Annotated in this window: 10 protein-coding genes; 1 reads left to right on the top strand and 9 read right to left on the bottom strand. The window is 66.9% G+C overall.

Annotated elements, in window-relative coordinates; all coding sequences use genetic code 11:
- Nucleotides 1–82 precede the first annotated feature (82 nt).
- Complete coding sequence (locus AB1824_03075; protein MEW5763937.1) at nucleotides 83–661, bottom strand: NAD(P)H-dependent oxidoreductase; 579 nt, start codon at nucleotides 659–661, stop codon at nucleotides 83–85.
- 272 nt (nucleotides 662–933) lie between these two features.
- Between AB1824_03075 and AB1824_03070 the strand changes: the two genes are divergently transcribed.
- Nucleotides 934–1,428, top strand: a complete 495-nt coding sequence (locus AB1824_03070) for a peptidylprolyl isomerase (GenBank protein MEW5763936.1) — start codon at nucleotides 934–936, stop codon at nucleotides 1,426–1,428.
- A gap of 15 nt (nucleotides 1,429–1,443) precedes the next feature.
- Here the strand turns inward: AB1824_03070 and AB1824_03065 are convergent, their stop codons facing one another.
- From AB1824_03065 to serC, 8 genes are all read right to left on the bottom strand, one after another.
- Complete coding sequence (locus tag AB1824_03065; GenBank protein ID MEW5763935.1) at nucleotides 1,444–4,545, bottom strand: CusA/CzcA family heavy metal efflux RND transporter; 3,102 nt, start codon at nucleotides 4,543–4,545, stop codon at nucleotides 1,444–1,446.
- A gap of 10 nt (nucleotides 4,546–4,555) precedes the next feature.
- Complete coding sequence (locus AB1824_03060; protein MEW5763934.1) at nucleotides 4,556–5,872, bottom strand: efflux RND transporter periplasmic adaptor subunit; 1,317 nt, start codon at nucleotides 5,870–5,872, stop codon at nucleotides 4,556–4,558.
- Complete coding sequence (locus AB1824_03055; protein MEW5763933.1) at nucleotides 5,869–7,107, bottom strand: TolC family protein; 1,239 nt, start codon at nucleotides 7,105–7,107, stop codon at nucleotides 5,869–5,871. The genes AB1824_03060 and AB1824_03055 overlap by 4 nt, the downstream gene beginning before the upstream one ends.
- Nucleotides 7,108–7,757: 650 nt before the next feature.
- Entirely contained in the window at nucleotides 7,758–9,098 is a 1,341-nt protein-coding gene (locus AB1824_03050; GenBank protein MEW5763932.1) for a TldD/PmbA family protein, read from the bottom strand.
- A complete protein-coding gene (locus AB1824_03045; GenBank protein ID MEW5763931.1) occupies nucleotides 9,095–10,624 on the bottom strand; it encodes a TldD/PmbA family protein in 1,530 nt (509 codons plus the stop codon). Before AB1824_03045 ends, AB1824_03050 begins: the two co-directional genes overlap by 4 nt.
- A gap of 106 nt (nucleotides 10,625–10,730) precedes the next feature.
- On the bottom strand, nucleotides 10,731–12,068 hold the full coding sequence (locus AB1824_03040; GenBank protein MEW5763930.1) for a hypothetical protein: 1,338 nt from the start codon (nucleotides 12,066–12,068) through the stop codon (nucleotides 10,731–10,733).
- A complete protein-coding gene (locus tag AB1824_03035; protein ID MEW5763929.1) occupies nucleotides 12,065–13,831 on the bottom strand; it encodes a PAS domain-containing sensor histidine kinase in 1,767 nt (588 codons plus the stop codon). The genes AB1824_03040 and AB1824_03035 overlap by 4 nt, the downstream gene beginning before the upstream one ends.
- 362 nt (nucleotides 13,832–14,193) lie before the next feature.
- Nucleotides 14,194–15,291: a 3-phosphoserine/phosphohydroxythreonine transaminase gene (gene serC, locus AB1824_03030; protein MEW5763928.1), complete on the bottom strand. Its 1,098-nt coding sequence runs from the start codon at nucleotides 15,289–15,291 to the stop codon at nucleotides 14,194–14,196.
- Nucleotides 15,292–15,386: the final 95 nt, after the last annotated feature.

Genomic DNA, 15,386 nt, shown 5'->3' with positions numbered 1-15,386 from the left:
AGGTGGAGGCCGATCGCACCTCCACTTCGCTCCGGGCGCAAGCCGTAAAAAGCGCCCCAGAATTATTTTGGACACCAGTGCCTCAGAAGTTTCGGCCGAGGGCCCCGGCCTCCACCAGCATGGCCTTGCGTTGGTTCTCCGTGGCCGAAGGCACCCCGAAGAAGACCTTGGCCGCCACGTCCGGGATGCCGCAGAAACGCAGGGTGCCGTCGGTCATGGGCCGCAGGATGACCTCCTTGGCCTTCCCCGCCTCGTAGCTCGCTTCGGGTGCGCCCGTCGTGGTCACCACCAGGGCCTTGCGGTGCTTGAGCAGACCGCGGGCCCCATCGGGACCGATCTCGAAGGCGAATCCGTTCAGAAATACCCGGTCGATCCACCCTTTGAGGATGGCCGGGGGGGAAAACCACCAGATGGGATAGACAAAGACAAGGCCTTCCGCCCAGAGCACCACCTCCTGCTCCCGCAGGATATCCTCGGGCACCCGGCCCCCCGTGATGGAGCCAAAATCCAGGGCGTCCAGCGTGACCTTGGGATTCTCACCGTAGAGGTCCTTCACCCGGACGGCGTGGCCCGCCTGTTCCAATCCCCGACGGATCTCCTCCTTCACGGCATGGTTGAAGCTCAGGGGGTTGGGGTGGGCATAGACGATCAGAACGTTCATGGATTCTCCTCCTTCGTCTTGAGGTTCCGTCGCGAATCGATTTCAACCCGCTCGAAGCCCCCCTTCTTCCCGGATGGTGTACAATTCCCGCTCCGGGAGAGTATACTCCCCGCAGCCCGTCGGAACCGGCCTCACCGGCGTTGGCGCGACGACCCGCCCCTCACTTGGGCAGACCTTCGAGAGGCCCCGCCGGACAACCCGGAAGGCTCCTTTAGCCCGCTTGCCGCAGACGACGGCTGAGGAGTCCTTCCCACCCCTCCGCAGGAGAACCCATGAGCCAGACCGAGACCATCGGGCCCGATCGCATCGTCTCCATCCATTACACCCTTTCCACCGACGGCGACCAGGTGATCGAGACCAGCGAGGGCGACGAGCCCCTGACCTATCTTCACGGCCACGGGCACGTGATCCCGGGGCTCGAAAAGGCCCTCTTCGGAAAGAAGCCGGGGGACACGGGGACCTTCGTGGTGGCGCCCGAGGACGGGTACGGGCCCCACGATCCCGAACGGGTGGTGCGAGAGCCCCGAAAGCGTTTCGGTTTCGACGTGCAGGCCGGGATGATCCTGCAGGCCCAGCTCGAGGACGGATCCCAGCATCCCTTCCAGGTCGTGGCCGTGGACGAGGCCGAAGTGACCCTGGACGGTAACCATCCCCTCGCGGGCAAGACGCTTCACTTCGCCGTCCGGGTGCTTGATGTCCGCGAGGCCACCACGGACGAACTCGCCCACGGCCACGCCCACGGCCCGGGTTGCCACCACGACCACTGACGCCCGGCCTCACTGTCAGCCGGGGTCGCGCCGCCCAGCCTCACCGCCCGACGCCCTCCCTGAACGCGATTCGATCGCGTAGTAGAGCACCGGCAGGACCAGGAGGGTCAGAAGGGTCGAGGTCACAATCCCTCCCATGACGATCACCGCCAAGGGCCTCTGGATGTCCGCTCCGGAACCCGCGGCGTAGACCATGGGAAGGTGTCCGATGAAGCTCACGAGCGCCGTCATGAAAAGCGGTTTGAACCGCAGGCGGCAGCCTTCGGTCACGGTCTCTTCCAGGGCGAGGCCCCGTTCCCTCAACTGCTTGAAAAAGGCCACCAGCACCACTCCGTTCTGGACCGCAATGCCCAGAAGGACGATGAAGGCGATCGCGGCGGAAACGGAAAGGGTCATTCCGAAGGCCGTGGCCGCCAGAACCCCGCCCACCAGGGCGAATGGTAGGTTCAACAGGACCAGGAGGGCGTTGCGGGCGGTCCCGAGCGCGGTGTACAGCAAGAAGAGGATCAGGAAGAGGACCATGGGCACGACGAGAGCCAGCTGGCGCATGGCGCGACGCTGGTTCTCGAACTGACCTCCGTATTCCACGAAATAGCCCGCCGGAAGGTCTCGAACGGCCGGGGCCAGACGATCCCTCACCTCCCGCACGAATCCCCCGAGGTCCCTCCCGCGAACGTTGGCTTCGACGACGACCCTCCGCATTCCTCCTTCCCGACTCACCTGCATGGGACCTTCCGAAACCCGGATGGCGGCCGCCTGCCCGAGGGGGACGCGCCCGCCACCGGGCGTGGGGATCAGGAGGCCCGCGAGGGCCTCGACGTCGGCCCGGGCCCCCTCCGGAAAGCGCACGACGATGTCGAACCTCCGGTCCCCCTCGAGGAAACGCCCGACGGTCTTTCCAGCGTAGGCGGCCTCGAGGAGGTCGTTCACCGCCCCGATCCGCACGCCGTGCCGTGCGAGGACTTCCGCGTCGGGCAGGACCTGAACCTCCGCCATCCCTGTAACCTGCTCTACTTTCACGTCCCTGGATCCCCGGATGCTCCCGATATCGGCCGCCGCCCGGTCCGCGAAGGCTTTCAAAACCTCCAGGTCCGGGCCGAACACCTTCACCGCCAGGTCGCTCTTCACGCCCGAAATCAGCTCATTCACCCGCAGCGCGATGGGCTGGGAGAAGGAAAGCCGAATGCCCGGAACCTGGGAGAGGTCCCGGTTGAGGGCCTCCACGAGTTCGCCCTTGGACCGGCCCGTTTTCCACTCCCTGCGGGGCTTGAGCATGATGAAGATGTCGGTTTGCTCGGGCCCCATGGGGTCCTCCGAGATTTCCGCGCGACCCGTCTTGCTGACCACCGTCGCCACCTCGGGGAACTTCAGGATGCGCTTCTCCAGCATCGTTCCGACGGCCACGGACCCTTCGAGGGAGGCGTTGGGAAGCCGCACCACGTTGACGGCGATGGAACCTTCGTCCAGGGGGGGCATGAACTCGGTCCCGAGGAAGGGCACGAGGGCGAGGGAAAGGACCAGGACAGCCAGGGCGGCGCCGAACGTGGCCTTGGGGTGGTCCATGGCCCTCCGCAGGACCCTCAGGTATCCCTCGTGAAACCGGCGAACGGCCATGAACTCTTTTTCCTCCACCTGTCGGAGCAGGAGGGACGAAAGCGCTGGGACGACGACCATCGCCACGCCGATGGAGACGAGGAGGCAAATCAGGAGCGCGAGCGCGAGGGGGGCGAACATCTTGCCCTCCAGGCCCTGCAGAGTGAACAGGGGCACGAGGACCAGGGCGATGACGAGGACCGAAAAGCTCACGGGCTGGGCCACCTCCGCCATCGCCTTCACCAGGATCAGACCCTTCCGAGCGGGATCGCGGTTCTCCGCGAGGTGGCGCCGGGCGTTCTCGGCCACGACGATGGAGGCGTCGACGACCATGCCGACCGAGAAGGCGATGCCGCCGAGCGTCATGAGGTTTGAGGACAGGCCGAGGGCGCTCATGACGATGAAGGTGAAGAGGAAGGTGATGGGAAGGGAGGCGACCACGATCACGGCCGTCCGGAATTCGGCCAGAAAGAGCAGCAAGACGAGGATGACCAGGACTCCCCCTTCCAGGAGCGCCTTGGTCACCGTGTGGATGCACGCCTCGATGAGGGCCGTCCGATCGTAGAAGACGTCCAGGCGAAGTCCCTCGGGCAGGCTCCTTTGAAGTTCCTCCGCCGCCGCCTTCACGGCCGAAACGACCGTTTTGGAATTCTCCCCGCGGAGCATGATCGCCATGCCGCAGACGGTTTCCCCCCTCCCGTCGCGGGTGACCGCCCCCTGGCGGACTTGTGGCCCGACGCGGACATCCGCGAGGTCACGGATGCAGACCGGGGTTCCGTCCTTGGCCCGGAGAGGGACCGCTCCCACGTCCTCGACGCTCTCGAAAAGGCCGATCCCTCGGATGTACATCTGCTCCCAACCCTTGAGGATGTAACCGGCCCCGGCGTTTCGGTTGCTTTCTTCCAGCGCCTCCATCACATCGCGAAGGGTCAGGCCGTACTTCACCAATCGTTCGGGCACCACAACGACCTGGTACTGCTTGACCTCGCCGCCGAAGCTGTTGACTTCCGTGACGCCCGGGATGCTCCTCAACCTCGGCGCGATCAGCCAGGTTTGCAGACTCCGCTTTTCCATCGGGGAAAAGCCCTCGCCCTCGAGGGTGTACTGGAAGATCTCCCCGAGGCCGGTGCTCAGGGGGGCCAACTCGGGCTCCACCCCTTGCGGGAGGTCCTCCCGCGCGCTCAGTAGGCGTTCGAAGACGACCTGGCGGGTGAAGTACGGGTCCACATGGTCTTTGAAAACGACCACCACCTGCGAGAGCCCGGCCCGGGAGAGGGATCGGACCTGCGTGACCTTGGGGAGCCCTCCCATGACCAGTTCGATGGGGTGGGTGACCCGCTGCTCCACGTCCAGGGCCGACAGACCGGGGGCCTTCGTGAGCACCATGACCTGGACGTTCGTGACGTCGGGAAAGGCGTCCACGGGGAGCCGAACCCAGGCGACGATCCCGAGGGCGGCCCCGATCGCGGTTCCCAGGAGGACCGGCCATCTCTTTCGAAGGATCCAACCGAAGAGCGCGTCCATGGCCGCCGCCTCAGTCCGCGCATCCGGCGCCCATCTTGGAGCGCAAGACGTCCGACTTCAAGAGGAACGCGCCCCTGGAGACCACCGTCTCCCCGGGCGAAACCCCGGCGAGGACCTCCACCCATCCCCCCTCCCTCCTGCCCGGGGTGACGGGCCGGCGGATGAAATAAGGGCCCTCCAAGTGAACAAACGCGAAAAAGCGCCCCTCGTCTTCGAGGATGGACTCCTCGGGAAGGGCGAGCCCTCCCCTGGTGTCGAGCCGGAGTTTCACACGGGCGAACATTCCCGCCCGCAGAAGGTTGTCCGGGTTGTCCACGACGACCCTCGCGGTGGCCGTGCGGGTGGCCTCGTCCATCGTTCCGCCCACCCGTTCGACCCGGCCCTTGAAAACGCGCCCCCGATAGGCGGCGAGGGTGACCTCCGCCGCCACGGGTTCTCCGGGAGGGGCCGCCAGGAGGGCGGCAAAATCCTGTTCGTACAGCGTCGTTTGAACCCACATGCGCGAGGTGTCGGCGAGCAGGAGCGCCCGGTCCCCCGGTTGAACCAGGGCGCCCAGGCTCAGGGAACGCTCGAGGACGACTCCGGAGAAGGGAGCGCGGACGGGCATGAGACCGGAGGAATCGGGTGAGCGAGCGAGCGTGGAAAGGTCCCGGTCTGTCATTCCCATGCTGACCAGCGCCCCTGCCGCCGCCCCGTGCTCGGCCTCGGCCATCCGAAGGGCGGCCCGGGCTTCGAGGAGGTCCCGCTCGGGGCAGATCCCCTTCGCGAAGAGGTCGGACTCCCGTCGCTCCGTCGCCCGGGCGAGATCCAGCGCGGAAGCCGAACGCGCATACTCCGCCTTCGTCCGGCGAAGCTCGGGGCTATCCACCTGGTAGAGGACCTGCCCCTCCGAAACCCGTTCGCCCACATCCACCAGGATGCTCCGGACTGTGCCGGGCACTACCGGGCCGACGAACACGGACCGTTCCGCGTCGAGCTGGACCTCCCCGTTCAGGTCCCTTCCTCCACCCACCTCGCGAACCCCGGCCCGAACCGTCTCCACCGTACCCCCCTCCCGTGGATCCAGGATTTCGCGGGGTACCTTCGCCACGCCCACCTCGTAGCGGCATTCGTCGCACGTGTAGGCGGGGATTTCGTGTTCGCACCGTTCGGACTTCAGCTCCTCCACGGTGCGGTCCAGGTCCGAGCGCTCCGCCTCGGGGGCACCCGCCTGCGCGTGGTCCGCCCTCGCGGAGACTCCCCCTCCCCCGCAACCGGATGCGAGCGAGAGAATCGTCGCGCAGGCCAGGCACGCCAGGGGAGCTACAGGCCAGGTCTTTCCGTTCATGGTTCAGTCTCCTCCGACGCCGCGTCCTGGGCTCCGGTCAGGCGGTCCAGGTCCGTTTTGGCCAGGCTGAGTCGAATTCGGGCATCGACAAACCGCAAACGAAGGGCCGCCAGGGACCGACGGGCCTCCAAAAGGTCCAGAAGCCGGAATTTCCCCCGCCGGTAGCCCTCGTGGACGGCGGCGTAGACGCGCTCCGCGTTGGGAAGGATTCGATCCCGAAGCGCCTCCACCTCCGCGGCGGAGCTCCGGAGCGCCGAACGCGCCGCCGACGCCGAAGTTCGAAGGCGAAGCTCCTCCGCGCGCCATTCCATGCGTCCCTGGTCCAGTCTCGCGGAGGCCTCGATGACCCCCCCGCGGTTGCGGTTCAGGAGGGGGAGCGGGATGGAGACCGAGGCGAAATAGGCCCTCTCGCGCGTAACCGTGTATCGCTTCACTCCAAAGGAGAAAGTCGGATCCGGTATCGCCTCGCGCCGGGCGCGATCGACGGTGGCCTCCAGGCGTCTGGCTTCCTCCCTCCACCGGCCCAGGTCCGGAAGCCCCTCTACGGCGGAGAGAACGGCGGCTTCATCGGGCACTTCAGCCCTCTCAGGGAGTTCTCCCGCGGCGGAACCGAGACCCGCCGCGTCCATTCCCAGCACCCTGGCGAGCCGTTCCCTCGCAAGGGTGCGCTCACGTTCCGCCCCGCGGAGATCGATTTCCGCCAGGTCCATCTCGTTCTGGGCTTTGACGGCCTCGATGGCCGATGCCTCGCCGGCCTCCACGAGAGAAAGAACCGCCTCGCGCACCGCCCGGGCCGTGTCCAGGTTTTCGGCGGCGATCCGTTCGCTCGCCTGTGCGCCCAGCCATCGCGCGAATTCCCTCTCCACCTCCGCCAGGAGGTCCAGCCTCCGCCGGCGGTATTCCTCCTCCGCGGCGGCCCGTGCCGAATCGGCGGCCTCCGCTTCGGCCCGCCGTTTCCCTCCCAGGCGGACTGTCTGGGAGAGGCCGATGGATTCGAGGGGCGCCCTTTCGATGGACGGACTCTGGCCCCCAAAATCGTCTCGGCCGACCTCCAGAGTGGGATTGGACAGGCCCCGCGCCAGACGGGCCGCGCCTCGCGCCGCCCTCAGCGCGGCGGAGGCGGAGGCGAGGTCAGGGCTGTGCCGAAGGGCGATCTCCTTGCATTCCTCGAGGGTGACCGCTCGGGTGGATTCTCCGGCCGAAGGCGCTTGCGCGGCCGAGACCAGGGCGGTCAAGAAGGAGATCCAAATCAAGGGTAAGCAACGGAACCGGACCATTTTTCGCTCCTGCAACCGGTGTCCATCCCGGAAGGCGAGGAGCCCCCGGGCGCGGGAACACGTGGACGGCGCAGGGGGATGCTAGATCCGGAGGGAGACCCGAAAGCCCCGGCAGGAAGGCGGCGATTCGTCTCGGAGGAAGCCGAGAACCTCCAAGGCGCCGAGCGGGACGGTCGTGGACGGCGCCCGCCCGCCGATCCCCAAGCCCCCTCCGCACGCGGGCGTGGGGAGAACCGGGCCGCGATCTGTCCGCAAAAGGAGCGAAGCGAGAAGGGTGTCGGTGCACCCGGCCTCACCGATGGGGACGGCGGACGATTCCGGAACCGGGCGGCATCCGGGTTCCGCGGCCTCCGGGAGACCATCGGGATCGGTCCCGGAAGGACAGGCGGGGGCCGGATCCTGGCAGCAGACCGAGAAAAGGAATTCCACAGCGCCATGGCCTCCGGGCGCGCTGCACCAGACACGGGGCGCGGCGGTCCAGCAACCCCAGAGGGTCACCACCAAGACTGCCGCCGCGCATCCGACTCGCTTCATGCGAAGCACTCCATGAGCGGTGCAACATAGCACGCCGATCGGAGACCGTCAAACGAACCCTGCGGAATCGGTTCTCAGGCCTTCGAGGCCTTTCCGCCCACGGTCAAGGAGGCGATCTTCACGGTGGGCCCCGCCACGGCGCGGCGCAGCTCGAGGTCGCTGCCGACGCGTTCCACGGACTTGAGGATCTCTCCAAGGTTGCCCGAAAGGGTGACCTCCGCCACGGGATACGCGATTTCCCCTTTTTCGATCCAGAGGCCGAAGGCGCCCACGGAAATGTCTCCCGTTGTGGCCACCGTGCCCTGCCCCAAGGTGCCCGTGAGCAGGAGGCCCTTCTCGACGGACTTGAGGATCTCCTCCGGGGAGGAGGGCCCCGCCTCCAGAATGAGGTTCGTGGTCCCGCCGGCGTGGCCGTTGGACCTGAGGCCCAACTTCTTGGCGTGGTAGGTGTCCAGGAGGTAGTTCTGGAGGACGCCCCCCGCAAGGATGGGCGTCCTGCGAGTGGGGACTCCCTCGGCGTCGAAAGGCCGGGTGCCGGGACCTCCGGGAATGAGCCCGTCGTCCACGACGCTCAGGTTGGGGGCGCAGACCGGCTCCCCGAGCTTGCCCGCCAGGAAGGATCGCTTGCGCGCGACGGCAAAGCCGGACACGCATTCGGAGAGAAAACGAAGGAGCCAGGCCGTCATGGTGGGTTCGAGGACGACGGGGACCTCCTGGGTTTCCACCTTGCGGGCCCCCACCAGGCGCGCCACGCGCCCCACGGCCTTGGCGGCGATGGCCTCGGGCGCCATCAGGCCCGAAACGGTCACGGAGCCGTCCGTCCACCCGTCCTGGATGAGGTTGTCCCCCTCCCCCGCCTGGAAATAGCACCCGGCCCAGACTCCGGATTGCCGGTAGGAGGCCGAAACGCCGCGCGAATTGGCGAGATGAAAGGTCTGCTCCGCTGAACCGTAATTGGCGCCGAGGCTCTTCTTCATCCGAGGGTCTTTGAGCCCCGCCGCCTCGGTCTTCAGGGCCGCCTCCACTTTCTTGTGGGCGGGAAGGGCGGACGTCTCAGGGTCGTACATTTTGAGGGCCGATTCGTCGAAGGACAGGTCCTCCTTTTCGGGAAGGCCGGCGTAGGGATCCGGTTCCGACAGCCGGGCCCGGCCGACGGCCCGCTCCAGAAGGCCCTCGACGGTCTCTTGGGCCAAGTCGGTGGAGGAGGCGCTCGCCGTCCTTCCCTCCACGAAGACCCGCAGGGACAGGGTTCGGGAGTCCGACTGCTGGAGGCTCTCCACGCTCTGGTCCCTCACGCTGACCCGGAATTCCTTGGTCTCCTCGACGGAGACCTCCACGTCCGAGGCCCCCTTGCGCTTCCCGAACTCCACGAGCCCTTCGGCGAGGGCCCGGGGATCCTGCGTGTTCGCGCTCATGCCCTGCCTCCCACGGTCATGCTGCGGATCTTGAGGGTGGGCGTTCCGGCCGTGACGGTGGCCCACTGGCCCCCCTTGCCGCAATTGCCCAGGAAAAAGTCCATGTCGTTGCCGACCATTTCGATGTCCTTCAGGATCTGGACGTTGGTGCCGATGAGGGTGGCGTTCTTCACGGGCCGGGTCAGCTTTCCGTCCTCGATGAGGTATCCGAGGTTCACGGAGAAGGTGAACTTCCCCGTTCCCTGCACCATCCCCCCCTGGTAGGTCTGCGCGTAGAACCCTTTCTTCACCGAGCGGAGGATCTCCTCGGGCGGCGTCTCCCCCTTGGCGAGGACCGTGTTGCACATGCGGGGGATGGCGGGACTGCGGTAGGAATCCCGCCGGCCGTGGCCGTTGCGCTCCAGTTTCATGATCCGCGCCGAGAGGCGGTCATGGAGGAAGCCGACGAGCTTCCCCTTCTCGATGAGGGTCACGGGGCGCGTGGGAGTGCCCTCGTCGTCCAGGGCCAGGCTGCCCCGGAAGCCGGGGATCGTGGCGTCGTCGTAAATCGTCACCACGGGCGTCGCCACCATCTGGCCGAGCTTGTCCCACATGATGGAGGTCTTCTTCCAGTTCCCGTCCGCCTCCAGGGGGTGGCCCACGGCCTCGTGGACCATGACGCCGGACTGGCCCCGTCCAAGCACCACCGCCTGCTCGCCGGCCTGGGCGTTCACCGCGCCGAGGAGGGTGATCGCTTCCCGGGCCGCCTCCACCCCCACGTCCTTGGGGCGCGTCCCTTCCTGGCCGTAGAAGGCCATGCCCACGCGCCCGCCGGCGCTCCCCGCTCCCGTGCTGCGCTCGCCGTTCTGCTCGGCCGTGGCGCGGACGATGAGGCGGGTCTGGGGCCGCGTGTCGCTCGTAAGGAGCCCCTCGCTGTTGACGATGGCCACGCTCTGCCATTCGTCGAGCAGGGTGGCGGAAGCCTTGATGACGCGCTTGTCGTAGGCCAAGGCGGCCGCGTAGGCTTCCTTGACGAGGGCGATCTTGGCCGGCAGTTCGGCCTTCGCCACGGGGCCTTCGAGGGAATAGATCCTTCGCCCCGCCTCCTGCGGAGAGAAGGGCACCACCCGCGCGCCCGCTGCGGCCTCGGCCACCGAGGCCGCGGCCACCGCCGCCCCCTTCATGGCCTCGAGGGACAGATCGCTGGTGTAGCCGTAGCCCCACTGGGGCCCCTTCAGGACGCGGACCCCGGCGCCGTGGACGACTTCCTCCGCCGATTCCTTGACGATGTCGTCTTCCACCGTCAGGGAGCCGGCGATCTTGTGCTCAAAATAGATCTCCGCGAAGTCCGCTCCTCGCGAGAGGGCCGCCTCCAGCACCTTTCTGGCGTCTTCGACGGCCACTCCGAACTGCGTCTGAAGGACCGTCCCGGCCGGCACGACCGCCCGGTCCGCGGCGAGCCGGTCCGAAAAGAGGCCCGAGACGGCGAAGGCGCCGAGGCCCGTACCCGCCACCTTGATGAAGTCCCTGCGCTCGACCTTTCTCATTCCGCTCTCCTCTCGATTCTCGACCGACCCGACAGAGGGTCTTCGGCCCGAAGGCCGGAAAGGTCGTTTACGGGAAGCCGCCCGCCAAGGTTGCAGACCCGTGTCGTCATCCCTGGCGGCCCGGAAGGGCCCGACAAGCGGGAAAGGCGATGTAGGCGGTGGCGGCGGACCGGCCCAGCACGTACCCCGCCGCCGCCGCCACGACGCCCACCCAATCCCACAGGAAGATGCCCAGGCTGAGCCCGAGCACGATCCCCGACACCTCCACAACGGTGGCCCAGGTGGCCGGCGCCGTGGTCCGGTCCACCACCAGGATGGACCGGAGGAAGGCCAGGGCCAGGGTCAAGGCGGGCTGGATCACGAGGATCCGGGAAGCCGGGAGGGCCACCGCCAGGAGGTCTTCCGTCAGGCCCGAGACCTTCACGAACCAGACGTTCGCTAACGGGGTGAAGACGATGGACGCGAAGAGGGCCACCAGGACGGTCCCCAAGACCACGGCGAAGCGGCTCAGCTCAGGAAAGTGCTCCTTCCTCCGGCCCATGAGGGCGATGGCCACCTCCTGGTAGGAGATGCCCGCGCTTCCGAAGAGGAAGACCAGGGCGTTGACCACCGGAAGGGCCGCAAGCGACTCGAGCGGAAGGCGCCCGCGCCCGAGGAAGAGGGTGACGATGGGGTGGACGGCGAGAAAGATGATCGCCGTCAAGGCCAGGGGATAATAGAACCGGGCGATGGCACCGTAGGTGGGCGGGGGGTCTCCAGGCGGCCCCTCCTCCGCGAGGTCCTTCAAGGAGGGGCGGGCCATGAGCCGGCTCGCCACGGCCTCCACCAGCACGCCGGTGGCCAGGGCCGAGGCGCCCGCCACGGCCCCGTCCAGATTCAAGGCGACACCGAAGAGCACCATGGCGGCGCCCATGGCCCCGATCCGCACGGCGGTGCCCACGGCCACCCGCCGGGTTCGCCCGCTCCGGATCACCACGCCGTTGTAAAAGCGGCGGTATCCGATGGCCGCGGGCCAGGGCAGGAGCACGACGACGGCCCGGTGCGCCAGCTCCGCCACCTCCTCCGGAAGCCCGAGGAGATCCCGTGCGAAGGGACCGAATACGGGAGGGAGAGCCAGTACGGCCATGAGAATCGTGGAGGCGCCGCTGAGAAGAAAGGTGAAGTTTCTCAGGCGCCGATAGCTCTCCCGATCCGCCACGAGAGCCGTGGAGGCGCTCAGGAGCATGATGATGGGCGACTCGAAGAGCATGGCCAGCACGAAGGCCACGCCGTAGGCCGCCAGGTTGGGCACGGGGTTCTCCAGGCGCGCCAGGATGGCCGCCAGGTAGGGCCCTTCGAGGGACATCATGAGCCACGTCAGGGCCAGGGGATACCAGAAGCGGAAAATCCGCCCGGGGGTCAGGCGGACCTTCCCATCCTCGGCGGCGCACTCCCCTTCTTTCATCCGCTGGCTTCCCGGCTCGGCTCGGCCGCCGCGCCGGCCTCGGGGGACTCCGGGCCAAGCGGGAGGGTGATCGTGAATATGGCTCCTGGCCCCGGCTCGCGGTTCCTGCCCGAAAGCTCTCCCCCGTGGGACCGCAGGTAGTGGCGCGCCAGGGCCAGACCGAGCCCCGTGTGGCCCGTCCGGCTCGTCACAAAGGGCTCGAAGAGGGAGCCCTGGACGTCTTGCCGGATCCCTGGACCCCGGTCGCGGATCTCCACCTTGGCCCGGTCTCCCTCGGTGGATACCGACACCTCCACCGCCTCTCCGGCAGGCGTGAAGTCCAGGGCGTTTTCCAGAAGGTGCGAGAAGGCCCGACTCAGGGTAGGCGCGTCCCCCCGGACGCGGACGGAACCCTCCGGAGTCCGCATGCGAACGGTCCTCCCCTTCGGAAGACTCGACTCCCCCACCGAGGCCGCCGTCGCCCGGACGAGCGCCGGCAGGTCCAGGATTTCCTCGCCCGCCTCGGGCCGCCGGCCCAATTCCATCAGGTCACGCAAGAGCGCGTCGAGGCGGCGGACCTGTTCTTCCACGAAGCCCGTGAAGGGCGCGCCGTCCTTCCCTTCCTTGGCCGCCCGGATCGCCGCCAGGGTGTTGGTGTGGAGCGCGAAGAGGGGGTTCCGGATTTCGTGGGCGAGCCCCTGCACGAGCCGGCCCTGGTTTTCCACCATGGATACGTGGTGTTCCCGGGCCTGGAGCGCCAGGCGCTCGGCTTCCAAACGCTTCCTTTCGGACACGTCGTTGAAGAGCACGGCCACCCGGCCTGGACCGGTCCTGTAGGCGAAAACGTCGAAGAACCCGGCGACGCGCGAGTCCCGGTACTCGGCCCCCACGAGGTGGAGGGGTTGGCCCGTGCGGCACGTGTTCAGGTAGGCCGCTTCCATCTCTCCGGCGGCTTCGCCGGTGAACACCTCCCGCAGAGGTTTCCCGACCATTTGATCCTCGGAAAGATGGAGGATTCCGCACGCGGCGGGGTTGACCCCCGTGAGGACAAGCCCCCCGCCCGCCTCCTCCCTCAAGAACACGATGCCCATGGTGGACGCCTCCACGAGCCGCCGGAAGCGTTCCTCCCCTGTCCGCACCTCCTGCTCCAGGCGCTGGCTCGTCAGGAGGATGTAGCAGATGGAGCCGCCCGTCGCCGCCACGAGGGTCAGGGAGAAGTAGGCCGTGTGGAAGTACGGCGAATCAAAAAGGCCGTGGGACGGGTTGGTCATCCATAGGAGGGCCCGAACCAGGACGGCCGCGCCCATGAGGACGTACAGGACCGCGAAGAGACGGTAGAGGTGGTTCGTCCACCCCTGTCCGGCCAGAAAGACCCAACTGATTCGGAAGCTGACCCAGGCGATGCAGACGGCCACCACGAGGCTTCGAAGGACGACCTCGTCGCGCCCCACCGCGAGCCACCCCTGGAGAAGAAGAAAGGGAATGGCGCTCCAGTACCACAGGCGGGAGGCCCTCGTGTCCCGCACGAACCGGAGGGCCCCCTCCAGTTCGAGAACCATGCCGAAGTAAATACATGCGTTCGTCACCAGGACGCCGGGAAGGAGGGGGACCGCCTCCCGCACGGCGAGGGACAGGAGACCCAGCATCTGGAGCGCCGTGCCGAAGACCCAGGCGAGATAGCCCGGACACGTCCTCTGACGCGCCCGGTACATCAAGAGCAGGACCACCAGGAAGGTGCCGAGGAGGAAGTTGCAAAAGATCAGCGTTTTTACGTCCAGCGCCACGCCGAACCTCCGCCCGTTGCGAGGGGGCCCAGTTTACCACAGGGGACGTACCTCCCCGGCCCGGCTCCTTTTCCGATTCGGGCGTCCCCACCGCCCTTCGCCCCCTCATTCACAAATCCAAAACGCCCTTTTCTTTCCCCCTCCCTCTCCTCTGGCGTTGCGCCGGCGGCGCCGGGACGCGCCTTCCTCCGCTTTGCTCCGGAAGGCAGGCAGCATAAGACGCGCAAAAAAATCTTGGACAGGCATGATTCCAAATCCAGAATTCGCAATTCGAAATGCCCTTCCGCCTCACGTCTCACGTCTCACACAAAAGAAAGACCGCCCGCGCGAGGCGGGCGGCCCTGGAGGAACGGTGCGGGGGATCAGCCGTTCTTCTTGACGAACTCCTCCATGAAGGAAACAAGGGTCTCGATCTGGGGAACGGTGACGGCGTTGTACATGGAGACCCGGATGCCTCCGAGGTCGCGATAGCCCTTGAGGCCCACCATGCCGTTCTTTTTGGCCTCGGCGATGAAGGCCGCGGTGAGGTCCTCGGTGGGGAGGAAGAAATCCACGTTCATGTAGGAGCGGTCTTCCTTCACCGTGACCCAGGGCTTGTAGAAGCCCGCGTGGCGGTCGATGCAGCCGTACAGCAGCTCGCCCTTCTTCAGGTTGTTCTTGTAGATGACCTCGAGGCCGCCGATCTGCTTGTTGTAGCTGAGGACGTTGCGCAGGATGTAGATGGAGAAGCAGGGCGGGGTGTTGAAAAGGCTGTTCTTGTCCGCGTGGATCCTGTACCGGAGCATGGTGGGGATCTTGTCCGTACACATCTCCAGAACGTCGTCCCGGATGAGGGCCACCACCAGTCCCGAGGGGCCCAGGTTCTTCTGGGCGCCGGCGTAGATGAAGCCGAAGGGCTTTACGTCGAAGGGGCGCCACATGAAGTCGCTGGACATGTCGGCGGCCAGGGGGATGCCCCCCGTCTCGGGAAAGGTCTTCCACTGCGTCCCGTAGATGGTGTTGTTCGAGCAGATGTGGACGTAGGCGGCATCCGCGTTGACCTTGATCTCCTCGGGCCGGGGCAGGCGGCAGAACTTCTCGGGCTCGGTGGAGGCGATGCAGCGGGCGTTTTCGCCGGCCACGATCACGGCCTCCTTGTAGGCCTTCTTGGCCCACGAGCCCGTCACGATGTAGTCGGCCTTGCGCCCCGAATGAAGGAGGTTCATGGGCAACATGGCGAACTGGAGGTTCCCCCCCCCCTGGAGAAGGAGGACCTTGTAGTTGTCGGGGACGTTCAGGAGCTCCTTCACGAGGGAAATGGCCTCGTTGTGGACGGCGTCGTACTCCTTCGCCCGGTGGGAGATCTCCATCACCGACATGCCCGTGTTTTCGAAATCCAGGAGTTCAGCCTGGGCCCGTTCCAGCGCCGGGAGGGGAAGACCCGCCGGCCCCGCGTAGAAGTTGATCACCCGCTTTGCCATCGTCATCTCCTAATCGTTCGGACCATTTTGCCGGGAGTACGGGAGGATGGGAGGGTTTCCTTCCCCATGCGACGGATTCCTTCTCCCGAACTTCC

It is taken from the genome of Acidobacteriota bacterium (assembly GCA_040752915.1).
Lineage (GTDB): Bacteria > Acidobacteriota > UBA4820 > UBA4820 > DSQY01 > JBFLVU01.
Note: the sequence above shows the minus strand (reverse complement) of the source record. Positions and strands in the feature narration are given on the sequence as shown.